26 protein-coding genes and 1 tRNA gene are annotated in these 25156 nt (G+C 67.8%); 15 read left to right on the forward strand and 12 right to left on the reverse strand.

Annotation, left to right across the window (positions count from 1 at the left end; translation table 11 throughout):
• Nucleotides 1-120 precede the first annotated feature (120 nt).
• Nucleotides 121-2376 carry an ATP-dependent DNA ligase gene (locus DEU38_RS00060; protein WP_114718110.1) on the forward strand — a complete coding sequence of 752 codons (2256 nt, stop codon included), beginning with the start codon at nt 121-123 and terminating at the stop codon, nt 2374-2376.
• A 187-nt stretch (nt 2377-2563) separates the two neighbouring features.
• Nucleotides 2564-3061, forward strand: coding sequence for a transposase (locus DEU38_RS00065; RefSeq protein ID WP_258557575.1), 498 nt, complete (start codon nt 2564-2566; stop codon nt 3059-3061).
• 131 nt (nt 3062-3192) lie between these two features.
• Here DEU38_RS00065 and DEU38_RS00070 read toward each other — a convergent pair whose 3' ends face one another.
• Nucleotides 3193-3468 carry an SHOCT domain-containing protein gene (locus DEU38_RS00070; RefSeq protein WP_114718111.1) on the reverse strand — a complete coding sequence of 92 codons (276 nt, stop codon included), beginning with the start codon at nt 3466-3468 and terminating at the stop codon, nt 3193-3195.
• A 473-nt stretch (nt 3469-3941) separates the two neighbouring features.
• Here DEU38_RS00070 and DEU38_RS00075 point away from each other — a divergent pair, with 473 nt between their 5' ends.
• Nucleotides 3942-4328, forward strand: coding sequence for a hypothetical protein (locus DEU38_RS00075; protein WP_114718112.1), 387 nt, complete (start codon nt 3942-3944; stop codon nt 4326-4328).
• A 13-nt stretch (nt 4329-4341) separates the two neighbouring features.
• Here the strand turns inward: DEU38_RS00075 and DEU38_RS00080 are convergent, their stop codons facing one another.
• Complete coding sequence (locus tag DEU38_RS00080; RefSeq protein WP_114718113.1) at nt 4342-4719, reverse strand: hypothetical protein; 378 nt, start codon at nt 4717-4719, stop codon at nt 4342-4344.
• A 330-nt stretch (nt 4720-5049) separates the two neighbouring features.
• Here DEU38_RS00080 and DEU38_RS00085 point away from each other — a divergent pair, with 330 nt between their 5' ends.
• Both DEU38_RS00085 and DEU38_RS00090 read left to right on the forward strand, forming a co-directional pair.
• The gene (locus tag DEU38_RS00085) at nt 5050-5421 is read left to right on the forward strand and encodes a hypothetical protein (RefSeq protein ID WP_114718114.1); all 372 of its coding nucleotides are present in this window, start codon (nt 5050-5052) and stop codon (nt 5419-5421) included.
• 95 nt (nt 5422-5516) lie between these two features.
• On the forward strand, nt 5517-5993 hold the full coding sequence (locus tag DEU38_RS00090) for a GyrI-like domain-containing protein (protein ID WP_114718115.1): 477 nt from the start codon (nt 5517-5519) through the stop codon (nt 5991-5993).
• Nucleotides 5994-6503: 510 nt separating this feature from the next.
• Here DEU38_RS00090 and DEU38_RS00095 read toward each other — a convergent pair.
• The gene (locus tag DEU38_RS00095) at nt 6504-7160 is read right to left on the reverse strand and encodes an Ltp family lipoprotein (RefSeq protein ID WP_114718116.1); all 657 of its coding nucleotides are present in this window, start codon (nt 7158-7160) and stop codon (nt 6504-6506) included.
• Nucleotides 7161-7446: 286 nt separating this feature from the next.
• Here DEU38_RS00095 and DEU38_RS00100 point away from each other — a divergent pair, with 286 nt between their 5' ends.
• The 3 genes from DEU38_RS00100 (at nt 7447) to DEU38_RS28205 (ending at nt 8819) form a co-directional block, all read left to right on the forward strand.
• Nucleotides 7447-7920: a hypothetical protein gene (locus tag DEU38_RS00100; RefSeq protein ID WP_147283432.1), complete on the forward strand. Its 474-nt coding sequence runs from the start codon at nt 7447-7449 to the stop codon at nt 7918-7920.
• Nucleotides 7921-8162: 242 nt separating this feature from the next.
• Nucleotides 8163-8450, forward strand: a complete 288-nt coding sequence (locus DEU38_RS00105; RefSeq protein ID WP_114718118.1) for a hypothetical protein — start codon at nt 8163-8165, stop codon at nt 8448-8450.
• 204 nt (nt 8451-8654) lie between these two features.
• Nucleotides 8655-8819 carry a hypothetical protein gene (locus tag DEU38_RS28205; RefSeq protein ID WP_181818632.1) on the forward strand — a complete coding sequence of 55 codons (165 nt, stop codon included), beginning with the start codon at nt 8655-8657 and terminating at the stop codon, nt 8817-8819.
• Between the two features lie 626 nt (nt 8820-9445).
• Here DEU38_RS28205 and DEU38_RS00110 read toward each other — a convergent pair.
• The 3 genes from DEU38_RS00110 to DEU38_RS00115 all read right to left on the reverse strand — a co-directional run bounded on the left by DEU38_RS00110 (nt 9446) and on the right by DEU38_RS00115 (nt 10043).
• A complete protein-coding gene (locus DEU38_RS00110) occupies nt 9446-9667 on the reverse strand; it encodes a hypothetical protein (protein WP_114718119.1) in 222 nt (73 codons plus the stop codon).
• A complete protein-coding gene (locus DEU38_RS28210) occupies nt 9664-9801 on the reverse strand; it encodes a hypothetical protein (protein WP_181818633.1) in 138 nt (45 codons plus the stop codon). The genes DEU38_RS00110 and DEU38_RS28210 overlap by 4 nt, the downstream gene beginning before the upstream one ends.
• A gap of 169 nt (nt 9802-9970) precedes the next feature.
• A tRNA-Arg gene (locus DEU38_RS00115) sits at nt 9971-10043 on the reverse strand.
• Nucleotides 10044-10498: 455 nt separating this feature from the next.
• Here DEU38_RS00115 and DEU38_RS00120 point away from each other — a divergent pair.
• A complete protein-coding gene (locus DEU38_RS00120) occupies nt 10499-11353 on the forward strand; it encodes a M23 family metallopeptidase (RefSeq protein ID WP_114718120.1) in 855 nt (284 codons plus the stop codon).
• Between the two features lie 79 nt (nt 11354-11432).
• On the opposite strand, the gene DEU38_RS00125 is transcribed toward DEU38_RS00120, so the two are convergent.
• The 5 genes from DEU38_RS00125 to DEU38_RS00145 all read right to left on the reverse strand — a co-directional run bounded on the left by DEU38_RS00125 (nt 11433) and on the right by DEU38_RS00145 (nt 15429).
• The gene (locus DEU38_RS00125; protein ID WP_114718121.1) at nt 11433-11684 is read right to left on the reverse strand and encodes a hypothetical protein; all 252 of its coding nucleotides are present in this window, start codon (nt 11682-11684) and stop codon (nt 11433-11435) included.
• Between the two features lie 134 nt (nt 11685-11818).
• A complete protein-coding gene (locus DEU38_RS00130) occupies nt 11819-12619 on the reverse strand; it encodes a family 1 encapsulin nanocompartment shell protein (RefSeq protein WP_114718122.1) in 801 nt (266 codons plus the stop codon).
• Entirely contained in the window at nt 12616-13635 is a 1020-nt protein-coding gene (locus tag DEU38_RS00135) for a Dyp-type peroxidase (protein ID WP_114718123.1), read from the reverse strand. Before DEU38_RS00135 ends, DEU38_RS00130 begins: the two co-directional genes overlap by 4 nt.
• A gap of 92 nt (nt 13636-13727) precedes the next feature.
• Nucleotides 13728-14951, reverse strand: coding sequence for a globin domain-containing protein (locus DEU38_RS00140; RefSeq protein ID WP_114718124.1), 1224 nt, complete (start codon nt 14949-14951; stop codon nt 13728-13730).
• Nucleotides 14952-14976: 25 nt separating this feature from the next.
• Nucleotides 14977-15429: an Rrf2 family transcriptional regulator gene (locus tag DEU38_RS00145; RefSeq protein ID WP_114718125.1), complete on the reverse strand. Its 453-nt coding sequence runs from the start codon at nt 15427-15429 to the stop codon at nt 14977-14979.
• 251 nt (nt 15430-15680) lie between these two features.
• On the opposite strand from DEU38_RS00145, the gene DEU38_RS00150 reads away from it, so the two are divergent.
• From DEU38_RS00150 to DEU38_RS00165, 4 genes are all read left to right on the forward strand, one after another.
• Nucleotides 15681-16607 carry a universal stress protein gene (locus tag DEU38_RS00150; protein ID WP_114718126.1) on the forward strand — a complete coding sequence of 309 codons (927 nt, stop codon included), beginning with the start codon at nt 15681-15683 and terminating at the stop codon, nt 16605-16607.
• 53 nt (nt 16608-16660) lie between these two features.
• Nucleotides 16661-17701: an LLM class F420-dependent oxidoreductase gene (locus DEU38_RS00155; protein ID WP_114718127.1), complete on the forward strand. Its 1041-nt coding sequence runs from the start codon at nt 16661-16663 to the stop codon at nt 17699-17701.
• A 181-nt stretch (nt 17702-17882) separates the two neighbouring features.
• The gene (locus DEU38_RS00160; RefSeq protein WP_114718522.1) at nt 17883-18785 is read left to right on the forward strand and encodes a universal stress protein; all 903 of its coding nucleotides are present in this window, start codon (nt 17883-17885) and stop codon (nt 18783-18785) included.
• A 101-nt stretch (nt 18786-18886) separates the two neighbouring features.
• Entirely contained in the window at nt 18887-19186 is a 300-nt protein-coding gene (locus DEU38_RS00165) for a hypothetical protein (RefSeq protein ID WP_114718128.1), read from the forward strand.
• Nucleotides 19187-19231: 45 nt separating this feature from the next.
• On the opposite strand, the gene DEU38_RS00170 is transcribed toward DEU38_RS00165, so the two are convergent.
• Entirely contained in the window at nt 19232-20806 is a 1575-nt protein-coding gene (locus DEU38_RS00170; protein ID WP_114718129.1) for an FUSC family protein, read from the reverse strand.
• A gap of 288 nt (nt 20807-21094) precedes the next feature.
• Here DEU38_RS00170 and DEU38_RS00175 point away from each other — a divergent pair, with 288 nt between their 5' ends.
• Together DEU38_RS00175 and DEU38_RS00180 are read left to right on the forward strand one after the other, a co-directional pair.
• Nucleotides 21095-22342 carry a hypothetical protein gene (locus DEU38_RS00175; RefSeq protein WP_114718130.1) on the forward strand — a complete coding sequence of 416 codons (1248 nt, stop codon included), beginning with the start codon at nt 21095-21097 and terminating at the stop codon, nt 22340-22342.
• On the forward strand, nt 22339-25156 hold a 2818-nt coding region (locus DEU38_RS00180; protein WP_114718131.1), incomplete at its 3' end, for an FtsW/RodA/SpoVE family cell cycle protein. The genes DEU38_RS00175 and DEU38_RS00180, both read left to right, overlap by 4 nt.

Genomic DNA, 25156 nt, shown 5'->3' on the forward strand with positions numbered 1-25156 from the left:
GATCCGTGCACTCGGGACGAGGTCGCGGACGGGGTGGCCCTGGTCGGTGGAGGAAAGAGCAGGACATCGTGCCTGTCGGCGGCGCACAATGTGGGTATTCCGTGACGGGAGGTACCCCGGATGCCGACGCGCACGATCGACGGTCGACGCTTGACGGTGAGCCGGCTCGACAAGGTGCTGTACCCGGCCACCGGCACCACCAAGGGCGAGGTGATCGACTACTACACTGCGATCGCGCCCGCGCTGCTCCCGCACGCGATCGACCGTCCGGTCACCCGGAAGCGTTGGCCCAACGGCGTGGACGAGCCGTCGTTCTTCGAGAAGAACCTCGCCGAGTCCGCCCCGGAATGGCTCAGCCGAAGGGCGGTGCATCACAAGGATCGGGCGGTCCGCTACCCGCTGATCGATTCGACGGCGGCGCTCGCGTGGATCGGCCAGCAGGCCGCGCTGGAGGTGCACGTGCCGCAGTGGCGGTTCGTCGACGACGAGCCGGGGCCCGCGACCAGGCTGGTGTTCGACCTCGACCCCGGTGACGGCGTCGGGCTGGCCGAGTGTGCGCGGGTCGCCTTCGCGGTCCGTGACCTGGTCGCGACCCTCGGGTGGGCGGCGTTCCCGGTCACGAGCGGCAGCAAGGGAATCCACGTCTACGTCCCGCTGGACCGGGCGCTGGCGCCGGGTGGTGCGTCGACGGTCGCGAAAAAGGTGGCGACGAGTCTCGAGCAGATGCACCCCGACCTGGTGACGGCGACGATGGCGAAGTCGGTGCGCGGTGGACGGGTGTTCCTGGACTGGAGTCAGAACAACGCCGCGAAGACCACCATCGCGCCGTACTCGATGCGCGGGCGTTCCGCGCCGACGGTGGCGGCGCCGCGCGCATGGGAGGAACTCGAGGATCCGGATCTGCGGCACCTGCGGTTCGACGAGGTACTCGACCGGTTCCGCCGCGACGGCGACCTGCTCGCCGGCCTGGACCCGCCACTGGATCCGCTCGCCGAGTACCGCCGCAAGCGCGACCCCGACCGCACACCCGAGCCGATACCGCGGACGGAAGAAGAAGGCGGCGAGGGGAACTCGTTCGTCATCCAGGAACACCACGCTCGTCGGCTGCACTACGACTTCCGACTCGAGCACGACGGCGTCATGGTCTCGTGGGCGGTGCCGCGGGGTGTGCCGACGTCGCCGAAGGAGAACCGCCTGGCGGTGCACACCGAGGACCACCCGCTCGAGTACGCGAGTTTCTCGGGCAGCATTCCCCGCGGGGAGTACGGCGGTGGCACCGTGAGCATCTGGGACGCCGGAACGTACGAACCGGAGAAGTGGCAGGACGACGAGGTGATCGTCCGACTCTTCGGCAGCCGAGTGCAGGGCCGGTACGCGCTCATCCGCACCGAGGGTGACCAGTGGCTGATGCATCTGATGAAGAGCGACGGCAACGGCAACGGCGACGGCGCCCGCACCGATTTGCCGCGCGGACTCGCCCCGATGCTCGCCACCGCGGGCACCCTCGATGGTCTCGACCCCGACGAGTGGGCGTTCGAGGGGAAGTGGGACGGCATCCGTTTGATCGTCGAATTCGACGGCGACGCAATACGATTGCGGGGGAGGTCGGGAAACGACGTCACCGATCGGTACCCGGCACTGCAATCCCTTGCGCGGGCGCTGGACGGGCACCGGGTGGTGCTCGACGGCGAGGTCGTGAGTCTGGACAGCCAGGGGCGGACCAGCTTTCCCGCGCTGCAGGCTGGGGGAGCGCCGCAGTTCTGGGCGTTCGACGTGCTCTACCTGGACGGGATCTCCCTGGTCCGCAAGCGCTACGACGACCGGCGTCGCATCCTCGACGCGCTGGCCGCGGCCGTCGACGGGTTGGTGGTGCCGCCCCAGCTGACCGGGTCGGTCGCCGAGGTCCGCGAGCGCAGTCGTGACCTCGAGGGCGTCGTGGCGAAGCGGCGCGACTCGGTCTATCTGCCGGGCAAGCGGGGATCGGCGTGGATCAAGACGAAGAACTGGCTCACCCAGGAGGCGGTCATCGGCGGGTGGCGACGTGGGCGAGGCGCACGGCACGCGGTGCTCGGTTCGCTGCTGCTCGGCATTCCTGAGGAGGCGGGGCTGCGTTACATCGGCAGGGTCGGCACCGGGTTCAGCGAGCGCGATCTCGACCGGTTGACGTCGATGCTGGCGCCCCTGGAGCGAAAGACGAGCCCTTTCGTCGACGACGTGCCGGACGTCGGCCGCGGCGACACGGTGTGGGTGACGCCGAAGATCGTCGGCGAGGTGCGGTATCGGGAGCGCACCGAGGCCGGCCGGTTGCGGCACCCGAGCTGGCGCGGGGTGCGGGACGACAAGTCTCCCGCGGACGTCCGACTCGAGGACACGTGAGTTGCCGATCAGACGTCGCTCGGGGCGGAACGGTCCTCCGCCATGTGTGCGTTCTCGTTGCTCAGGACGGACACCAGGTCCTCGAGCGAGGATCTCGCGGATCCGGTCAGGCTCACGCCCAGTTCACACCGAAGACGCTGCCCCCCGGCAGCTCGAGGCGTACGATCCGGACAGCGGGGCGGATGCGATGCGCAAGAGCATCGCTCTCGAGATCGTCGGCGACCTCCACCGGCTCCGGCTTCAGATCGACGAGATCACCGCCCGGATCAAGACCGAACTCGCCGCCAGCGGAATCCAACTACCGAAGATTCCCGGCGTAGGCGCGGTGACCGCGGCTCGGATTCTCGCCCGCACCCGCGATCCCACCCGGTTCCCGAGTGAGTCTTCGCTCGCGAACTACACCGGTACAGCGCCGGTGGAGATCGCCAGTGCAGACAAGCAGCGACACCGACTCTCTCGCAGGGGCGACCGAATGCTCAACTCCGCGATTCACATCGTCGGGGTTACCCAGGCACGGACACCCAGCAGCCTCGGCTATGCCGACCACCAGCGGAAGATGGCTGAGGGCAAGACCTCACGGGAGGCGATGCGCTGCTTGAAACGGCAAGTCGCGAAACGGCTCTGGCGAACGATGCGAGATGACCAACTCGCTCGGTTGACGATGCCTTCAGTCGACACCGCCTGAAGGTGTCAACCGAGCGCACCGGCTGCGGTTCAGTGCATGGGCATCATCTGCATGGGTGGAATGATCCCCATGTCGTGGAGCCACATCATCATGTGATGACACATCATCATCATCTGCTCGGTCATGGCTACTCACCTCCCTTCCTGGCCGGGAGAGTGGCGGTCCCTGAGCAGGCCGAGTTTGCGCTGGTACTCGTCCTCGTCGATCTCACCGCGAGCCATTCGCTGCGCTAGAAGCTGCTCAGGCGTATCGGATGGAGGTGGAGACGGGGGCGGCTGCCCTGTGCTGGTGAGCGCTCGGGCAACGACAATCACCATCAGGACGATCACCACCAAGATTGCGATCATCACGAGGGCCATGAGTGCGTATCCCCAGCCGTTCATGCCGTTTCCGTACCAGAACATCATCGGGGTGCCTCCGAATGATCCGGTCCCCACCCTTTCTCCAGCATGTCACACCCTTGGGGGTATTTACAGGCTGCGGTCGAGCGACGCCTCCCCCTGGGCGTTGCACGCAGTTCTGCGGCCACCGAGGCGCCGTACCCGCCCGGGCGGAGGGGGCCACGGTAGAACCAGCGCCGCGAGTGGAGTGCTTGCGGGTATCAGTGCTCATCGAATCCTCCGCTTCGTGCAGTGCTGCGGATCGTGCGTCGGAGGTCGATAGCAGCGGCCGGGCTGACGGATCCTGTGATCGAAACCTGTGTCGTCAGTACATAGGTAACCTCTTTCGGCGCCATCAGACGGGCCCTGACTTGCGGAAATCGTCGTCGCGGACGCTACGATCGAGCGGGCGAAACGCAACGGGCGGGCCAATTCGAGTCCCGTGCGCGGCTGCCACCGTGGGCTCCACGGGGGCCACTTCAAGGAAGAGGTGAGGGCAAATGCCCCGCACGCAGGAACACGCCGATCGCTACACCGACGCCCTGATTGCGCTCGCGGCCGCCACGCACCGTCCCGCCAATGTCGTGAACACCGCGGGCCGGTACGCGATCCGCGTCGACTTCGAGTTCAATCGCTATGTTCTTGCGACCAACGCGGAGGACGGGCTGACCAACGACATCGACGCGATCGAGGCCTGGCACGTGGCCTTCTTCCAGCAGTCCCACAGTGTCACCGAGGACGAACTGCTCGCCGAGGCCGAGAACGAGTGGTTGGCGGACGCCTTCGATCAGGCGCTCGACACGCTGCGCAACTCGGGAAAGTGGATCGAGTCGGACGCCAAGTTCGGCGAGCTCGTGAAGTCACCTGTCGCAGCTGATCAGGACTGACGCGTTCACGGCGTCATGCGGCGCCCTCGACGATGGTGACGGGGCGGTCGAGCGCGACCTCGACGGGCGACCACGAGCCCTCGAATTCGAGGCGCTCCACCGCGCGCCCGTACGCGGCCACCAGGTCGCGGTCGGTTTCCGTTGCCAGTAGATCTGCCCCGATAGGGGTGCTCTCGTGGATCTCGACGGTCCAGGTGTCGAGGTCGGTGCGGGCCTCGGCCAGGCCCTGGTCGCCGTTGGTGGCGAGGAGGAAGCGCCCGAAGCCGGCATCGGCGCGGATTGCGTAGCCCGCGGCGGTCCGCACGACGGACGCCGGCAGGTGGGTGAAGGCGGCGAACCCGATCAGGGCGTCGGTGTACAGGTCTGTGAAGTACTCGTGCTTGCGTGCCATGACACTCGTCTCTCTTTCGGGCCACCGAACCTCGCGGAGTGGTCTCGCGGATCTCGGAAGCGATGTACCGAACCTCGGTGGTACCGGGCCGGCGGCGTTTTCCTCTCTCGATAGGAGCATCTTGTCTCCAGCAAACTGGTTAGTAAATCTATACCAGACGGCATAGATAACCGCTCGGCGAAGAGGCCGCCGTGGTTGACTACGCTCGTGCCCACTGGCGTACGAACTGCTGAAAGCAGTTGGAATGCAAAAGCTTCGCCACCTACCGATGTCTTCCGACGCAGTCGGGCCTTCGGCTCTACGCCGGTGTCGAACGATGGAGGTGAGGCGATGACGGACGGGGTGGAACCGAGTCGGCGGTGGTACGACCGGGACGGGCGACCGATCCCACCGGAGGAGGCCGAGCGGCTACTGGGACGGCCGGGGTACGACCGGATCCGGGCGACAACGGTGATGGACATGGCCGACCTGGACTGGATACGCGACATCTCCACGGTGTGGGTGGGCGTCGACCTCGGGGAGGTGGCCGAACCTCCGCTGATCTTCGAGACCGCAGTGTTCGATCGCGATCACACGACACTTCGGCATCGCCGGTACGCCACCGAGGCTCAGGCGTCGGAGGCGCACGAGGCGTTCGTCGTCGCTGCGTGCGAGGAGGCGAACGATCCTGTCGTGCTGGAGACGACCGATTCGGTGACGTGAGTGCACCGCTTCCCGCCGCTTGACACGACCGGCGGCCACCCGTGCAAACTGGAATCGGGTGCCTGATCGGGAGTGTCGACGGAGAGGTGCGCGCGATGTCGGATAGTGAGATCGTCGTCAAGCCACTGCCCGGTCTGCGGGTGGCAGAGCTCACCGGGGTCGCGGCCGGCTTCGACCCCGAGCATGTCGGTCCGGTCGTCAAGCCATTGTTCGACGAGCTGATGGATGGTTTGGCCCGCGACGGAGTCCGGGGCATCGGGCCGGCGCTGGCCTACTACGAGCGCACCCCGGCAGGGGCGGACGTCGTCGTCCATGCCGCGATTCCCGTCGGGCCCGACGAGCGACCGGGACGAGATTTCGCGGTCGTGGATCTGCCCGAGATTCCGCGTGCGGCGACGCTCGAGCACCGCGGCTCGATGGAGAACGTGCTCCCGGCGTGGGCGTCGCTCGAGCACTGGATCGAGGCGAACGGCTACCGCGCCGACGGCCCGGCCCGCGAGCGGTACCTCGTCTACTCGGAGAACACCGACGACTGGGTCACCGAACTGCAGCGGCCGGTCACGCGGGACTGACACCGATTCGCCCGGGCTCCGATCTCGCTCAACGGAATCGACACGTCCGTGCCGCTCATCGACGTGCCGCCGTGGGCTCGGTGCATCCGGAAACCCTGACGGGCATCCTGGACGTCGATGTAGAGCGAGAAGCCGCGGGCGCACCACTTCACGCCATCCGACCGCCACTCCGGAAATTCGAGTTCACGACGCTCATCGCGAATCCAGCGACCGCCGTGGCATTCGAGGAAACCGGCGACGGTCTGGTGTCGGTACGTTCCGTGGATACATTCTGCGGTGAACGGGGCGCTCACCTGCTGCTGTGTGGTTGTCATTCCTCGCTACCTGAACTGCTAATCGCGGATCGTGTTCCGCGTGACTATCGGGGTCATTGATTCAATAGTCGGGCATTCAGTGCTTAAACTCCACTAAAGGGTCGCAATAATTCAAAGACGAAAAACCCCCACTTATCGGGCGATATTGCCGGATAAGTGGGGGGTGTTTCCGGGTTTGGGTTGCGCCAGGTGAGATTCAGTACGCTGCGTTGGCTCCGTACTCGGCCTGCGCACTCGTGAAGCCTTCGAACTCCAGCTGCTCGATCAGTCCTGACTTGGAGAACGACGTCATCTCGAGGTATGTCTTTGCGCTCCGCGCAGCCTGCTTGTTCCAATCCGCGTTCAAACTGTCCACCGCGTACGTCGCATCATCGGTGGAGAAGCCTTCGAACTCCAGTTGCTCGATCAGTCCGCTCCGCGAGAAGCCGCTCATGTCGAGGTACGTCTGGGCAGATCGGACGGCGTTCCGCTGACTGGAACTGATCTGCGGCTTGGCTGGGGCAGGTGCGGCGGCGGGAGCCTTGGGAGCCGGGGCTGGGGCCTGGTGCGTGATGGACGCCGATACCTCCACCTCTTTGAGCGACGGCGCAGGAGCGGGCATCTGGGAGGTAGCGGACGCCGGTGCCTCCACCTTGGTGGACGCGGCAGAAGTGGTCGAGGGAGCGGCCACATTGCTCGACTGACTTGTGCCACTTGATGCGGCCGGTGTGGCTTCGTCCTTCTTGTCGTCCTTCGGAGCGGCGATGCCGATGATTACGAAGAGGGCGACGATCGCGCCGACGATCCACGGCCACTTGCGCTTCTTCTTCGCCGCGGGTTCGGGTTCGGGTGTGGGTTGCATCTGCTGAGTCATGGGTGTGAGCCCCCCCCCAGGGGTAGTGCACCTGAGCACGCGCTCGGCGCAATTGGACAAATGTCCAGTAGATAGTAGACCAACCGGTCGACTTGAAACACCTAATGTGACCGTCTTCCGCCTCGGGCGGGTGAAGACGAACGAGAAGTGCCCCGAGATCGTGCGAGCATCGCCCGGCGGGTGCTTCAGCTAGACGTCCGCCGACGGGGGAGGGGGCAACAGGGTGCTCGCCCACTGGTACTCCGCCGTCACGAACTTCGGAGAAATTTTCCGAGGACGGGGACTGGTGCGTTTCGTTCCTTCTTTAGTGGATCGCCCGTTCGGTGTTGCTGATTCTCGGTGGGTGTCGACTGACCGGAATGCGCTGATCCCTGATGGGAATTGGACGCAGGCACAGGTTGATAGTCAGCTTGGTGTGACGCCGGGTCAGGGTGACTGGATGTCGGCACTGTCCAAGAATTTGGAGGGTGCGCCTGCTGAGGTTGGGGAACTGTTGAAGCGGGTCAAGGTGTTTGACAGCGGCGGTTGTTTGAAGCCTGGCGAGTTGGGTATCAATCTGTCGTCGCGTCCTGAGCCGATCTTCAATTCGCCGGATCAGTTGCAGCGGTTCGCGGGGGCGTTGAAGCCTGCGCCGCAGCCGTCCGAGCCCATCGACAACTCGATCACCATTGGCGATGTCACGACAGCAGACATCAAGGAATTTGAGCGCGTACTACGGCACAAACAGTGGAACCGTGTGTCCGCGCTGATCGAGAGGTGAGCATGACGGCCGAAGAGGAGATTGATGGTCCTCGCGCGCTCGAACTATGGCGTGGGTCCCTAAGGCCGGGCCCACTCTGCGGGACGGACCGGGCTGGTGCGATGTCTCCCACGAGGACGCCGCCCTCGACTGGTGGCGAACGAAGGAAGTCAAGGAACGGGCTCGTCCAATGTGGTTGGGCGGCAACGCCCATTGAGTGAAAGTGCCCCCTCGACTACCTTCAAGTATCGAGGGGGCACGCAATGAACACGCCAGACCACATCGCTGAGATGCGACTGTATGAGCGCATCCTCGATGAGCTTGACCGCGATCTGGGTAGCGGCGACGTTAGTGCTGGTAGTGCTGCGGATGCCGGCGAGTTTGATGTTGCGGCGTGGCTGGCTATCGAGGCCGCTTACCACGATCGGCGGTCGTTGAGCCGCTCGTTGATGGATCAGTTTCGTGCTGAGCATCCGTTGCGGGTTGAGGATCCGGATCTCTGGCAGATCGTTCTGGAATGGCTGGATGCCATCCCGGTGAAGGCCACGTAGGCAAGGAAGCGTTCCCCGGCTGTTGAGAGGCAACCGGGTACTCCATGCCTAGGGACGGCTACTGCCCGCCTTGGCTGTCACCTTCCCGCCGAGGATCTGCTTGATGGGCTGGCGGCCGGCGAAATGCGCTGCTGGAACTGCGGTGGAAAGAACTTCACCGAGTAGCGCACCTTCCGGGCCAAGGCGATCGCTGTCACTGTTGGCGTGGCCACGCTCGGTGTGGCGGGTGCGGTGACGCTGTTGGTGACGAAGAAGAAGTTGAAGTGGCAGTTGTGCGATGAGTACAACGACACTGGGTCTGCGAAGCCGTATACGGGTCCGGAGTCGAAGAAGTGGCGGAAGTTCCACGAGAAGAACGGGACGCTCTGACCCGGATGTGAAGGTGTCCCACCTGGCCATAGTTGCCGGGTGGGGCACCTTTCGTCGTTTCAGGGCAAGCTTCGATCGACCTTAGCCGGGGCTTCGAACTCGACTGGACACTCCTCAGCATTGCGCAGGAGGTCGCGGTCGCACCTGTATCCGCAGACGGCGATAGCGAGTTGAGCGAGGTAGCAAGCGCTGCATCTGATTGCGCAGATGCTCTGGATGTATGAGTGCACGTCAAGGTCCATTCTTTCCGGCGGCCTGACGAGCGTGCATACGAGATAACAGATCGGTCGGTTTGGTACCCACACGCGCTAGGGACACCCAAGGGTGGCGGGGTCTTGATCCCCTCCCCGGAGCTCCCACGGACCGAATCCCCTCACCGCGTCAGGTCACGACGAATAGCCCTCCCGTGCATGACGGAAAGGCTTGCCCGGACCTCCACGAAGCCAGGCCTGACATCAATGTGGAGGCGTCCCCACCGGTTCGGGGCATGAGAACACCGGGTGCAGTCGGTTTGCGTCTTACTGAACTTGAGTGACGTGTTGCAAGGCATTTCAATCAGGCGATCAAGAACCCGGCAGGCTAGGCGCGGGCATCTACAAGAGATGCCCGGCCCAACCAGTCGGGAACTACGCGGCAGCCCGAACGGACGTTGCCGCCAACCACTTCGCGTGCATCACCCGAAGGCTCTCGATCAACTCCGGAATGTCCTGCGGGCGTACAGCAGTCGACTCGTTGTGGAACCACACCGACCACTGCGTGTAGTACACAGCCCCGTCCTCACCGTGGGTTGTGCAGGGGTGTCCGTGGAGGTTGGGGTGGTTGGAGATCAGTCGATCGATGATGTTCATGCGGCACCGCCCGAGATCCAGTGGCCGAGGCGGAGGGCTTCGATGGTGGCGAAGTAGCCGGTGGTGAAGACGAGGATGACTGCGGCGTAGTCACGCCGGGTCGTCTTGTCGGTGGGGGTCGATACACTGCCCATATGGTTCATTCGGAGGTCCATTCCGTGTGTGCCGGAGGCCAGGATGAGAGTTGGCGCTCTCACTGGGGCCGTTCTATTTGGCGACACGAACCCAGCCATCTGGCACGAATTAGGCAAGAAGCCTGACTGGGAGAGGCAAAAAGCAGCCCCTGAGCTGCTGAAACGGAAGTGCCCTCGGCAGGATTCGAACCTGCGACCTACCCTTTAGGAGAGGGTTGCTCTATCCCCTGAGCTACGAAGGCTGGCAGACGCAGAGCCTACCCGATCAATGGCGTGCCCCACATGTGCCCCACGCGGAGGGCGTTTCCGCTGGTAGATGGTGATGCCGCCCGGCTTCAGGAGAGCCGTGCTCTATCCCCTGAGCTACGAGGGCGGGGGCGAAGCGAACGCGTGGTCGAACATCGTTCGCGCTGTTCCGCAGTAGGGAGTGTAGCGGCCGGGGGCGGTCCGGGATGAATCGGTCGCACGGTCGCAGGATCGGCGGGTCGGACATCGCAAGCGCCGACACGCCGGAGCTTGCGGACCGCCCGGGAAGCCCGATCGTCCTGCGTACGCCCACACCGGGCCGGAGCAATCCAGATAAAGATCCGGTAACGCTGGTCACGGCCTATATGCATTTGTTACCTTGGCCCGGCAGCAAGATCGAGTGCACTCCGGAGTGTGCGGCCGAAGAAACCGATTGACGAGGTAATTGACTGTGGGACGCCATCACCGGACGTCAGCCGACGCTGTTCTCATCGAGCTCGACCCGACACTCCGGCAGGGGCGTCACCGCGGCGAGAGCGCAGGCCCCGGTGCAGGTCTGAAGGCCGCCACGGTCGCCGCCGCAACGGGCGCGATCCTCACCGCCGGTGCGCAGCTCGGCGCGGGCAGTGCCGCTGCCGACCCGGTGGCCGCGCCCGCCCAGGTCCAGCTTCCCGAGGGGCTGCTCCCCGCAGGGCTCGAGCTCCCGGCCCTGCCCCAGCTCCCGGCCCTGCCCCAGCTCCCGGCCCTGCCGCAGCTGCCCACGCCGGATCAGGCGATCGACTCGTTCAAGGCCGTGCAGTTGCCGGCGGAGCTGCCGCAGCCGGTCCAGCAGGCCGTGCGCGACCTCACCGCCGCCGCCGAGGCCAACTTCGGATCGCTCGACAAGGTCAGGAACCGCGCCGTGAAGCCCGTCTCGGGCACCCTCACCTCCGACTTCGGTCCGCGTTGGGGCAGTCATCACGGAGGCCTCGACATCGCCGCCCCCATCGGTACGCCCGTCTACGCCGCCGCCGACGGTGTCGTGGTCGACGCCGGGCCGGCCTCGGGATTCGGGCTGTGGGTGCGCGTCAAGCACGACGACGGCACCACCACCGTCTATGGCCACGTCAACGACTACCAGGTGTCGACCGGCCAGCACGTGGTCGCCGGTCAGCAGATCGCGACCGTCGGCAACCGCGGCCAGTCCACCGGACCCCACCTGCACTTCGAGGTGTGGAACGCCGCCGGCGCCAAGGTCGACCCGTCTGCGTGGCTCGAGGAGCGCGGCGTGGCGGTCACGTGGCGCGGCGCCTCGGCCACCATGTGAGTCGACCTCCGAAACGAGCGAAGTCCCCGTCGGGTGTGGTGAGCACCAGGCGGGGACTTCTCGTTGTTCGGGTTCGGGTTCAGGCGGCGGGGGCGGCGGTCCTGCGGGCGGCGTAGGACAGGCCGCATGCGGTCATCACCTGGCCGAGGCTCAGTTGCCCCTCGTCGCCCTGCGCTCGGGAGAAGCGGCCGTCCGGGCGCACCCACAGCCGGATCGACGCGTTCACGGCGTCCACCCGCCCGAGTACGTACTCGTCGCAGCCGTCGGGGCAGGGGAGCGTCTCGCGCACGACGTGCCGGGAATATGCGAGTTCGATCAGGTCGTCGATCACGAAGCTGCTCCTAACACCCCGGTTGCGCGGGGACCCGACGTCACCGTTCGGTAACGATGATTAGGTTAGCCTTCGCTCCCGTCCTGCTGTCAACCCCTCATTCCGTGCGTGTGAGCAACAACTCCGGCGGCGACCTAGCTGGTCGACAGCGCCACCGAGGCCTCGCCGGTGTACGTGAGGAACGTCAGCGACTCCTGGAAGTACAGATCGACCGTCTCGGAGTCGTGCGACAGGTAGCCGATCGACAGGTCCTGGCCGATCTGCAGATCGAAGTCGCCACCACGGGAGGCGAGCACGAACGCGCCGTCGATCGCCGGCGCCCAGATGATGTCCCCGTCGATGAGTCGCTTGATGTGCTCCCGGATCGGGTAGCCGTGATCGGACGTCTCGCTCACCTGCGTGTAAGCCTCGGCGCTCAGCAGCACCGAGTACGGGCCGTCGACGCCGGCCAGGCGCAGCTCGGACAGGGCCTGGCTGATCACCTCGGGCACGTCCCGCACGTCCTCGGGCAGTCGCAGCGGCGGATTCGACGAGCTCGCCCGGATGCCCTCGATGCCGGCGGCGGCGTAGCCCTCGAAGATGGCGCGGTCCTCGGCGAACGCGATCTTCTTCGCGGCCTCCTTCACGGCGTCCCAGTCGGAGTCCTGCGCGCCGCGCTCGACGTTGTCGATCTCCTCGCGGGACAGCGTGAACGGCACCCGCAGCTCCACCAGCGGCGCGACGCGGCGCTGGCGGGCCAGCACGCCGGAGCCCGGAGCCTCGATGGTCGTGGTGCGGCCGAGGCCGACCGCGGAGAAGTCGGTGCCGTGCGGACCCGAGACGTCGACGACCGTGCGTCCCGCGATGTGCCGCTTGAAGGTTCGGGTCGCCTCCTCCTCGATGGACGCCCACGCGGCGTCGGTGATGGGGGCGAGACCGCGATAGAGATTGTTCATATTGTGGAACTCCTTCTCAGACTGCCAATTCCGAGTGATCCGTCAGCGGCGGGGGACGGGCTCGTGTCGTCGTCGGCCTGCCGGATGCCCGGCGCCGGCGGGAGGTCGCCGAGGAACTCGACGGTGGGGGAGAAGAACAGGCCGCCGGTGACGGCGGTGGAGAAGTCGAGGATGCGGTCGGTGTTGCCCTCGGGCTTGCCGATGAACATGTTCCGGAGCATCTCCTCGGTCACCGACGGGGTGGCGGCGTAGCCGATGAAATAGGTGCCGAACTCGGCGTCGCCGAGGCTGCCGAACGGCATGTTGACCCGCAGGATCTGCCGTTCGTCGCCGTTCTCGTCGGTGATCGTGTTCAGTGCGACATGGGAATTGGACGGCTTCACGTCGTCGTCGAACTCGATGTCGTCGAGCTTGGTGCGGCCGATGACCCGCTCCTGCTCCTCGGTGGAGATCGCGTTCCAGGAATCCATGTCGTGCAGGTACTTCTGCACGATCACGTAACTCCCGCCGACGAAGTCGGGGTCCGCGTCGCCGACGAGAGCCGCCTGTGCCGCCTCGATGTCCTCCGGGTTCTCGGTGCCGTCGACGAAGCCGAGCAGGTCGCGTTGCTCGAAGTAGCGGAAGCCGTGCGTCTCGTCCACGACGGTCGCGCCGCCGCGCAGGCGTCCGACGATCTTCGACGCCAGTTCGAAGCACAGGTCCATCGACACCGCGCGGATGTGGAACAGCAGATCGCCCGGCGTTGCGGGGGCGCGGTGCCGGGCGCCGTCGAGTTCGACGAACTCGTGCAGTTCGGCGGGGCGGGGGCCGTCGAAGAGTCGGTCCCATGCGGACGAGCCGATCGAGGCGACGCACACGAGCCCCGAGTCTGGGACCCGGAATCCGACCGCCTTGCGCAGGCCGTCGAGATCGGAGAGCAGATCGCGTGTCACGGACTCGCCACCCTCGTCGATCGTGAGCACGAGAAAGATTGCCGCAGGTGTCAATGGCGTCAGGATCAACTGGGGTCGGGCCACACCTCACGGTAGAACACTCGCACCCCGCCTGCCCGGGAACGGCGGCCGTCGGCGACGTGATGTCGCCGACGGCCGCCGTTCGCTCGCTCGGGCTACGCGGTCGCGCCCGCCCAGCTGTCCGGGCCGAACACCTCGTAGTGGATGTTCTCCGCCGGCACGTCCCGTGCGATGAGCGACTCCTTCATGGCCAGCATGAACGGCAGCGGGCCGCACAGGAATGCGCGGGTGCCGGGCTCGAGTGTCACCTCCGACAGATCGGCGCGCCCCACGCGGGTCCCCGCGAACGCCTCGCGCGCACCCAGATCCTCGTACCAGCGGTGCATCACGCCGGACGGCAGGCGATCGACCAGTTCGGTCAGCTCCGTGCGGTGGGCGTGCTGCGCCGCCGAGCGGTCGGCGTGCAGCACGGAGATGCTGCGACGGTCGCCGGTGGCCGCGAGGTGGTCGAGCATGCCGATCATCGGCGTGCAGCCGATGCCGGCCGAGACCAGCAGCAGCGGCGCATCATCCTCGGGCAGGACCAGATCGCCGAACGGCAGCGACACCGTCAGCTCGTCACCCTCGAAGACGTTGTCGTACAGGAAGTTCGACACCTCGCCCGCCGGGGAGAGGGCGCCGTCGGGCAGTGCCTGGGCCGAGATCCGCTTGACGGTGATGCGCCACTGGTCGTCGGCGGGCCCGCACGCGAGGCTGTACTGCCGGATCTGACGGGCGCCGTCGGGCAGGTGTACCGCGACCGAGATGTACTGTCCCGGCGCGAATGACGGGAGCGTCTCGCCGTCGGCGGCGGCGAGCGTGAACGACACGGTGTCCGCGGACTGGTGTGCCCGCCCGGTCACCCGGACCCGACGCCACACGTCACCGGCCTCGACGCCCGCCTTCTCGTACAGCCCGGCCTCCATCGCGATGAGGGTGTTCGCCATGAGCCAGTAGACCTCGTCCCATGCCGAGGCCACGTCCGGGGTGACGGCCTCGCCGAGGACCTCGACGATCGCCTCGAACAGGTGCTTGTGCACGATCCAGTACTGGTCCGCGGTGATGCCGAGCGATGCGTGCTTGTGCGCGATCCGGGACAGGATCGTCTCCACCCGCGCCGGATCGGGGTCGAGCTGCAGCGTCGCGAACGCGGCGATGGCCCCGGCGAGCGCCTTCTGCTGCTCGCCCTGCTGCTGGTTGCCGCGATTGAACAGATCGCGCTCGAGCTCGGGATGTGCGTCGAACATCTTGCGGTAGAACAGCGTCGTGATGTCGCCGATCGCGGCGCCCACCGCGGGCAGCGTGGCGCGGACGGTTTCCTTCGAGGCCTCCGAGAGCATCGGATTCTCCTGTCGTTCGGGGGAGTTACGGTTCGACCACTGCCGGCACGGCGGGTGTCGGCAGCACGGTTGCGGGGACGGACGGTGTGAGGTCGCGGACCGTCATGGCGTCCAGTGCGGTGTAGAAGGCTTCCTGTGCGTCGCGCAGTGCCGAGCGCAGGCGGCAGCCGCGACGCAGCGGGCACGGCTTGTCGCCCTCGCACGTGACCACCTCGCCGTCGCCCTCGAGTTGCCGCGTCAGCCAGCCCACCGACGCGGTCCGGCCGAGTTCGGTGATGGCCAGGCCGCCGCCGCGTCCGCGTCTGGTGGTGACGACGCCGAGTTCGCTCAGCCGTGCAACCACTTTCGTCGCGTGCGTGTACGACACCGCGAGCTGCTCGGCCACCGCGCGGGTGCTGGGAGCGTCGGACGCGGGCTGTTCGGCCGCCAGTCGCATGACGATCCGCAGGCCCAGGTCGGTGAACTGCGTCAGTTGCATGACTCGACCGTATAAAATTGGAATCCTGGATTCCAATTAAATGTGATCCACGTCGCGGGCCTCCGGCCGAAGTCCCGACCTTCGGCATCGGGATGTAGGGGCTTAGGTCCCGAACCACTCGGGACCGAAGCATCCCCGCGCAAACCGGTTCGAGTGACTACCGTCGGAAGCGGCACCTCGACGTGCGGTCCGGGGCCGGACCGCACGCGAACGCCGCACCGATTCGTCGCTAACGGAAGAGGGTGAGCGGGATGACCGCACAGGGCACGGAGAAGGGCACCAAGGAGCCGTCGATCGCACGGGACGCGAACTCGGTGGTGGTCGGCGTGGACGGGTCGCCGGCCGCGGAGGCGGCAGTGGTGTGGGCCGCGCGGACGTGCGCGGCACGGGATCTGTCGCTGCGGATCATCCATGCCCTCAACTTCTCGCCCTACACCTACGGGGCGCCGTACCTCGACGTCGCGGGCATCTACGACTGGATGGAGGACGAGGGCAAGGAGATCCTCGGCCGTGCCGCCGCGGTGGCCCGGGAGGTGTCCGGTGATCTCGACATCTCCACCGAGATCTCCACGATGGGCGGCGCCCGTTGGCTGGTGTCGCTGTCCGAGGACTCGCGCGCGCTGGTCCTCGGTGCGTCCGGCAGTGGCGCGGCCGGCGGCATCGGATCGACCGCCGTCAACGCCGCGAGCCACGGTGTGTGTCCGGTGGTCGTCGTCCACGAGCGTGACGGCAAGGTTCCCGACGAGGGTCCGGTCGTCGTGGGCATCGACGGCAGTCCCACCAGCGAGCGTGCCACCGGGGTCGCGTTCGAGGAGGCCGCGCAGCGCGGGGTTCCGCTCGTTGCCATCCACGCCTGGAGCGACACCCCACACGGGACGCTCGCCGGCGGGCGCAGTGCCATCCGCGATCCACGCGCGTTCGAGGACGCCGAACGGGAGGTGCTCTCCGAGCGGCTCGCCGGATGGTCCGACCGGTACCCGGACGTGGACGTCCAGCGCGAGCTCTACATCGACGGCCCCCGCACCCATCTGCTCGCGTGGTCGCAGAAGGCGCAGCTGGTGGTGGTCGGCAGCCGCGGTCGCGGTGGTTTCCGCGGCCTCCTGCTGGGGTCGACCAGCAACGAGCTCGTGCAGAAGGCGCAGTGCCCGGTGATGGTGGTTCGGCCCGAGCGGTCGTAGAGTCCACTTTGTCGTAACGTCCGTCACAGGTAATACGGAATGGGGTCGCCGAAGTGCGCATCGGTATGGGCTTGAACTACAGCGGAGGTTTCGCGGAGACCGTCGAAGAGGTCGCCGACCTGGAACGGGCCGGGCTGGACATCGTCTTCGTCCCCGAGGCCTACTCGTTCGACGCCGTCAGTCAGCTCGGCTTCCTCGCCGCGAAGACGTCGACGATCGAACTGGCGTCGGGCATCTTCCAGATCTACACCCGCACCCCGAGCCTGACGGCGATGACGGCGGCCGGTCTGGACTACGTCTCGAACGGCCGGTTCGTGATGGGCATCGGGGCGTCGGGCCCGCAGGTGATCGAGGGCTTCCACGGTGTCAAGTACGACGCCCCGCTCGGCCGCACCCGCGAGCTGATCGACATCTGCCGCCAGGTGTGGCGCCGCGAGAAGGTCCAGTACCAGGGCAAGTACTACCAGGTCCCGCTCCCCGCCGATCAGGGCACGGGCCTCGGCAAGCCGCTCAAGCTGATCAATCATCCTGTGCGTGAGCGGATTCCGATCGTCATCGCCTCCCTCGGTCCGAAGAACGTCGCGATGACAGCGGAGATCGCCGAGGGCTGGGAGCCGATCTTCTTCCACCCGGAGAAGGCGGAGTCGGTGTGGGGCGAGGCGCTCGCCGCGGGCAAGGCCAAGCGGGACCCGAGCCTGGGCGACCTGCAGATCTACGCGGGCCCCGCGCTGGCGATCGGCGACGACGTCGAGCCGATGCTGCAGTGGATCAAGCCTCATCTCGCGCTGTACATCGGCGGCATGGGCGCCAAGGGAAAAAACTTCTACAACGACCTCGCGTGCCGCTACGGCTACGAGGAAGAGGCCGAGAAGATCCAGGACCTGTATCTGGCCGGCAAGAAGGAAGAGGCCGCCGCGGCCGTGCCCGACGAGCTGGTGCGGGCGGTCTCCCTGATCGGGACCGAGAGCTTCGTCAAGGAGCGCGTCGCCGCGTTCGCCGCGGCCGGCGTGACGACTCTCAACGTGACGCCGATGGCGGCGGACCGCGCCGGGCGAGTGAAGCTGATCGAGCAGTTGCGCGCCATCGTCGACTGACGGCAAACACCTCGGCGAGAGCCCCGGAGTCCTTCTCGGACGTCCGGGGCTCTCGCGTCTGCGCCGGGCGCCGTGCTGCGCGTCACCCGCGGCACGGGACCGAAGACCCACACGCCGGACCATCGAAACCGGGACAATGGTCCTCGACCGGTCCGTAAGGGTGAAGGAGAAGCTGAATCCAATGAGCGCAACCGAAGCGATCGTCGTCGCCGTCGACGGATCCGAGGCGGCATCGAACGCGGTGGTGTGGGCGGCTCGTGCCGCCTCGGTGCACCAGCGGCGCCTGCACATCGTGACCGCCGTGCACATCCCCGCGTTCTACTACTCCGAGCCGTACCTGGCCCGCAGCTTCCAGGACGAGCTGCGCGACACCGCGCGCTCCCGCCTCGACAGCGCACAGGTCCTCGCCAAGCAATCCGTCGAGGACCTGCCGTCGATCGAGGTCACCACCGAGCAGCTCGAGGGCCGGCCCGCGCCCATGCTGATCGACCTGTCGGAGCAGGCGTGGATGGTGGTCCTCGGCTCGCACGGGCACGGCGAGATCACAGGCCTGGTCGTCGGCTCCGTGACCGCCGCGGTGGCCGCGCACACCGCCTGCCCCATCGTGGTCGTCCGCGGCCGCACCCTCGACGGGCGCCCGCCCACCGAGGGGCCGATCGTCGTCGGCGTCGACGGCTCGGAGTCGTGCAAGCCGGCCGTCGCGGCCGCGTTCGAGGAGGCCGCGATGCGCGATGCCGCGTTGATCGCGGTCAACGTGTGGAGCGATGTGAGTGTGCAGCCGTCGCTCGGCGCCACCCCCGACGATCCGCACTGGAGCAGCATCCAGACCGGGGAGGAAGTGGTGCTCTCCGAGCGGCTCGCGGGCTGGCAGGAACGCTACCCGGACGTCGACGTCGAGCGCGTCGTCGCGCGTGACCGTCCGGTGCGCGTGCTCAGCGAGTACGCCGAGCAGGCGCAGCTGATCGTGGTCGGTACCCGTGGTCGCGGTGGTTTCAAGGGCATGCTGCTCGGCTCCACCAGCCGCGCGATGCTGCACACCGCCGACTGCCCGGTGCTGATCGTGCCGTCCGGAAACGTCGACTAGAACTACCGACTCCGACACTGGGGCCGTGGAACCGTCGGTTCCACGGCCCCAGTGTCGTTGCTGCCTCGCCCCATCCCATTGCCACGGTTTGGCTCGAAGCCGTGCACGACAGCTCGCCTCATCCGCCCGAGCGTCGCACGATTGCTCGGTACTGCCGAGGATTCGATCGCGACCACAGTCGCGGCGGGGCAGGTCAACTCGCCCGCAACCGCGGGGCGCGGGTAGTCGGCACCGAGTCGCCGCGAAACCACGAGCACCTGGCCGCCTTCGGTGCGACCCCGATCGACTACACCGGTGACTGGGAGCAGGCTGCGATCGACGCGGAGATCGCCGCGGCGCAAGATCTCTCCGCCGCCGGACACGTCCGCGGCAAGCTGCTCCTCGAGATCGTCCCGCAGTAGGACCCACCTGCCGTACCGGGGCTGCCGGGGTCGACGAGTGGTTCGTCAGGTCCCGGACAGCGCGAGCATCCGATAGCCCGACTCGTTGAGCGAGTGGTGGTGCGGCCAGCGGGTCGCGGTCCACTCCGGATCGTTGTGAGCGGCCACCAGCGCGGCGGTCGTCGCCGAGTGCAGATCGAACTCGAGTCCGCGGCGTAGTTGGCGTGCCTCGCCGGGGTCGGGTGCGGCGTCGATCTGTTCGATCGTGGCCGCGACCCGGGCGTCGGCGTCGTCGAGGATCCGGCGGTACGACATCGGCAGCACCGTCCACAGCACGACGACGGCGACGACGACGCCGATCACCGTCTCGAGCAGACGGTCGCGGGTCACTCCGGTCAGGTCGTCCGGCGACCCGAGCCCGCCGAGCAGCAGGGCGAGGATCGTGATGAACACCATCGCCAGTCCGTAGTTGCGGACGAGGTACGCCTGGATACCTGCCATCGACGCGGCCAGCACGAGCACGAGCGCCACACCGTTCGGGTCGATCGGGGTCAGCGCGGCGAGGATCACCAGGCCCAGCACGGTTCCCGCGAAGCGGTGCACGGCCCGATAGGTACCCAGGATCCGGTCCGGGCCCTGGTGCAGGATCATCGCGGCGGTGATGACCGCCCAATCCGGCCGGACGACGCCGAGAACCATTGCGAGGGCCCCGGCCGCAGGACACGCGACGAGCAGGCGCACGACGATGAGCGCCGACCGGCCCCGCAGGTGTGCCGCCCGGCCGAGCCGGAATCGGATGGTCGGGCGCGGGGCAGGGACTCGTCGCGACAGATCCTCGGCGTCGGCATCGAGAATCGCCGCGCTGCCGTGCAACAACGAGACACAGCGGTCCTGGGCTGCGAGCAGATCCAGGGTGAGGGGGTGATCCCGGGCGGCGATGCCGGCGTCGTGCAGACACTGCCATGCCGCGTGGACGGCCTTGACGGCTGCGTGCCGCCGCGCCGCCGATCCCTGATCGTGGTCGAAGGCGTCGACCGCCGCGATCGCCGATGCGATCGCCGCGCGTTCGGGTGTGCGCGGCCGCAGCAGGCACCCCGACATCGCGATGGGCACCGCGGTGGCCGCTCCGACCGCGGTCCAGGCGACGACGTGGCCGACGGGAACACCGGCCGCGGGCAACGCCGACGCGATCTCCACCGCGAGCAGTGGGAGGAAGGCGCCCGGTGCACCGATCCGGAGCGCGTCGACCGTGAAAGCGGCAACGGCCACGAACACCGACATCGCGAGCACCAGCGCCATCGGCCACAGTGCGGACCCGCCCGAGGCGGCCGCATCGTGGACCGCGCTGCCGACGACCGCGCCGAGGGCGGCCGCGACCACCATCACGCCCGCAGCCGCCGAGACCGCCCGCCACCGCACCCGGTACGGCCGGCCCTCGCCGTACACCACCGCGAAGGCGCCGAGCGTCGCCGTCGCGGCCGCCAGGTCGTGGCCGAGCGCGATCCCGGCGAGAGCGGGCAGGGCGACGGCCACGGCCGCCCGCGTCGTCCCCGGCCAGTGTCGTCCGACCCGCGGCACGCGCACCAGCGCGGGCCACGCGCGGGCCGGCGTGGGAATCGGGGGAGGGACTTCGATCGACACGGCTGCTTACGTTACGAAACGATCCGGGCAGTGATCGAATCAGACAAAACGGCGCCCTCGGTCGGTGCCCGCGGGCACCGGTGACGGGAGTCCGTTCGGATGGTGTGTGCCGAGGCGTGCGCGAGCCTCCCCGCCTTCGTGATTCCTCCCCTCATCGGACCGGATCGGAGTTAAATAGATTCGGCCAGGCGCAAGGGATTTCGACACGAGCAAGCACAGCCAAGTCCACCGCCCACCCGCACCGGTCCGGTGCCACCTGCGGGAGGCAGATCGTTTCGGGGATGCGCGATGAACGAAGCAGCCTTGGGAGTCCACGCGAGCGGTAGCAAGCCCGCCGTGACCCGACCGGAACCGTCCGAACCGATCGCCGACGACTCGGGTGGCGGTCTCGATGTCAGCGGTGCCGGCGTCACCTTGCCGACACTGCTCGCGGTCGCGCGACTGACGCCCCCGCAGGCCGCGCAGCTGGTCGCGGACCTGGTCGGGCAGGTCGAACTCGCGGGCACGCGCCGGGGCCGCCCGGTGACATTGCAAGACGACGCCGTCATGGTGTCCGACGGTGGACGGCTCACGATCGACGGCGTCACGTCCCGCATCGAAGTGGACGACGCGATCGTCGGCCTGATCCGGAGTATCGCGACCAATTGCCGGGGGTCGGGTTTCGGTGACCTTCTGTCCGAATCCGTTTCGGGTGCAACGGATCCGGAAGGACTGATTCGCCGGGTTCGTCGGGTGATCGATCCCGAGCTCGACCCGGTCGGCGAGTCCCGGCGGAGGCGTCAGATCGGCGAACTCGTCCGGGCGACGACGGGACGGTCGCGGCCGGGAAGTCGGGCAGTGGACGATCGGGAAGCTTCGACCGATGTACCGGACGGTCCGTCCGTGCCGGCCGGATCGCTCGTGACGAGTACCGGTTGGTATCCGCCGGTCCGAAGCCCCTGGCACAGTCGTCGGCGTCGGCCGTCCCGTCGTCAGAGCCTGTACGTCGTGCTTGCCCTCGTCGTTCTCGCCGGGTCGGCCGCGGCGGCTCCGCGCGCCTGGGATCAGTTGAGCCGGGGCTGGGACGCCTTGGTCCATCCGGTGAACACCTCGTCCGCGCAGAACCGCATCGAGCCGGTGTCGCCGCCGCCGCCCGCGCCGGCGGACCCGGCCGCGGGAGGCGGTGTCGCGCCGGCGCTCGTCGACATGGGTGCTCCGCCCGCCGCTGGTCAGATAACCAGGGTCACAGCAAGTTTCGCCGACGGGTCGTGCAGCCCCGGCAAGCCGTGCGCGGTACGGGTGGACGTCGGTCTCGATCCGTCGACGGTCGGTGCGGTCACCTGGAAGCTGAACGTTTACGACCGGTGCACCGGTGAGGTGCGCGAGGGCGGGGACGTCACCATCCCGGCCGAGCCGGGGCGGGACGGTGTCTACGGTCTGAGCCGGACCACGCTGCCGGACGCTTCCGCCCTGGGCATCGCCGCGGTCACGAGCGCGCCGGCGGTCGCCGCGTCGGAGCCGCTGTACGTGCCCGCCGAGAACGCGGTCTGCCGATGAGCGGCGACGGCGGCCGGGTGCGGGGACACGATCGCGAGTCCGACCCCTGGATCGTTGCGGCGGCGGTCGTCCTCGCGGTCCTCGGCCTGCTCAACCTGGTCTCGATCGGGTTCACGTCGCAGGCGATCCGCCATGCGTTGTTCACCGTGATCGGACTCGGGTTGATGTGGGTCGTCTCGCGCATGCGGGTGAACAATCTGCCCCGGTTCGGATGGGTGACCCTCGGGGTCTCGGTCGTGATGCTGGCGGCCGTGCCGCTCGTCGGCGTCGCGGTCAAGGGCGCTCAGCGATGGCTGGACTTCGGCCTGTTCACCGTTCAGCCGTCCGAGATCGCCAAGCTCGGTCTGGTCGTGGTGTCGGCAACCATCCTGGCCGGCGGCTACACGTTCGGCCGGTTGACGGCGGCGTTGGCGATCGCGGGTGCCGTCGTGGCACTCGTCGCGTTGCAACCCGACCTGTCGAGTGCCGTGGTGCTCGTCGCGATCGCGCTGTTGATGCTGGTCCTGGCAAGGGTGCCGGCGGCGCCGCTGATGCCGTTGTTCGCACTGGGGATCGCCGCGCTGCCCATCGCCGTGCTCTTCCTCCGCCCGTACCAGCTCGAACGGATCCAGACGTTCATTTCGAGCGATGCCGATCCGAGCGGGTCGGGTTGGGCGTCGATGCAAGCCGACATCGCGATCGGCAGCGGTGGTCTGTGGGGCCTGGCGCGCGACCCCATCTACGACCTGCGAGCGGCCTACCTTCCCGAAGCCGAGCACGACCTCGCGTTCGCGAGCGTCGTGTACGGGTGGGGGCTGTTCGCCGGTATCGCCGTCATCGCGGCCAGCCTGGTGATCACGTGGCGTGCCGCGCTCGCCGCGCGCCGCGCCCGGACCCGGGAAGCCGCACTCGTGGCGGCGGGCGTCGGCGGGCTGTTCGGGATCCACGCGGTGCTGTCCATCGGGGCGAGTCTGTCGGTGCTGCCCCAGACCGGCATGCCGCTCCCGATGTTCAGCTACGGCGGCACCGTCGCGGTCGTCGGATTCGTCGCGATCGGGCTCGTGCTCGCGGTGCGCCGCGACGGCGTCGGCCGGCCGCTGTGGGCTCAGCCCTCCACCCGCCGGCGACGGCCGCGGGGCGTCACGGCGGGTTCCCTCGCGGTCACCGCGCTCCTCGTGGCGATGTCGGTGTTCGCCTGGCAGTTGCAGAGCGACCGCGGTCCGGAATTGCGCGCGTTGAGCGATACCCAGATGACCCGCTGCATCCGTCTGCCCGCCGAACGGGGCGAGATCCTGGACCGGAACGGTGTGCCGCTGGCGACCAACGTTCCCGAGTACTCCATCTCGGTGGTCAGTCGTATGTTCGACGAGGACGACTCCGGGGAGCGCAGCTTGCTTGCCGGGCTGCTGGGTGAGCCCGACACCGAGCTGGCGACAACCCTGGCGGACGGCGGCGAAGGGGAGATGCAGGCCGTCGTCGGCCAGGTTCCGCCCGATCAGGCGCGTCGGATCATCGATGCGAAGCTGCCCGGCGTGCTCGTCGTCCCCTCCGGGAAGCGGCACTATCCGTACGGCACCACACTCGCCTCCGTCCTCGGCTACGTCGGCGTCGGTGATCCGCAGGACATGGAACGTTGGCCGCAGCTCGCACTCGGGTCGAGGGTCGGCCGAGCGGGTCTCGAGAAGCAGTACGACGCGCTGCTCCGCGGCACCGACGGCAGGCAGTGCGTCTACGTCGATCCCGCCGGAAACCTGGTCGGACCCGCCGAGCGCGTGGATCCGGTACCGGGCCACGACCTGCGCCTCCATCTGGACATCGGGCTGCAGACCCTGGCGACGGATGCACTGGCCCAGGCGGTCCGCAGCAGCGGAGGCGACCTCGGCGCGGCGGTGGTGATGGACGCGCGCACCGGTGGGGTGCTCGCGCTCGCCAGCGTGCCCGGGTACGACAACAATGTCTACGGTCCCCCCGTCGACGCCGTCGCGCTGGCCGCCCAGACCGAGGGCGCCGGGCCCGGACGGATGCTCAACCACGCCTACCAGACCGCCGCGCCGCCCGGCTCGACCTTCAAGATCGTCGTCGCGTCGGCGAACCAGGAGGATCAGGTTCTGGACCCCGAGCAGGTGATCGAGACCGGCGCCGCCTACAGCTACGGCGGGCACACGTTCGCGAACTGGCAGCCGATGGGGCCCAACAAACTGTTGGGCGCGATCCAGTGGTCGGACAACGTGTACTTCTACAAGCTCGGCGAGCTCCTCGGTCCCGAGCGGATGGCGAAGACCGCCTCCGAACTCGGAGTGGGCAGCCGATCCGGGATCGACCTGCCCGGCGAGTCCGCGGGGTTCCTGGGCACACCGGAGAACGTCGGCGACATCGGTGGCACCTGGTATCCCGGCTCGACGCTGTTGATGGGTATCGGGCAGGGCACGGTGATCGCAACCCCGATCCAGGTGGCGCGGTGGACGTCCGGCATCGCGACCGGAGCGATCGTCACCCCGCAGCTCGCCGCCGCCGATGCGACCGGCGACGGGGCACCGATTCCGACGGGGGAGCCGCAGCGGCTTCCCTTCGCCGACAAGCTCGGTCCCGTCCGCGCGGGGATGCGGGCATCCGCCTCCGCAGGCACGGCCGGACAGCTCGCCACGCTGCCGGTGACGGCCGGCGCCAAGACCGGCACGGCGGAGGATCCGTCGGCGCCAGGCGGTCTCAACGCCTGGTTCTCCGCGGTGGTGCCCTTCGAGTCCCCCGAAATCGTTGTCACGGCGCTGGTTCGTGGCGGTGGATTCGGATCGGCGACGTCCGGTCCCGTGGTCAAGGCGCTCCTGGAGCGTTACC

Source organism: Rhodococcus sp. AG1013 (assembly GCF_003350365.1).
Taxonomy (GTDB): domain Bacteria; phylum Actinomycetota; class Actinomycetes; order Mycobacteriales; family Mycobacteriaceae; genus Prescottella.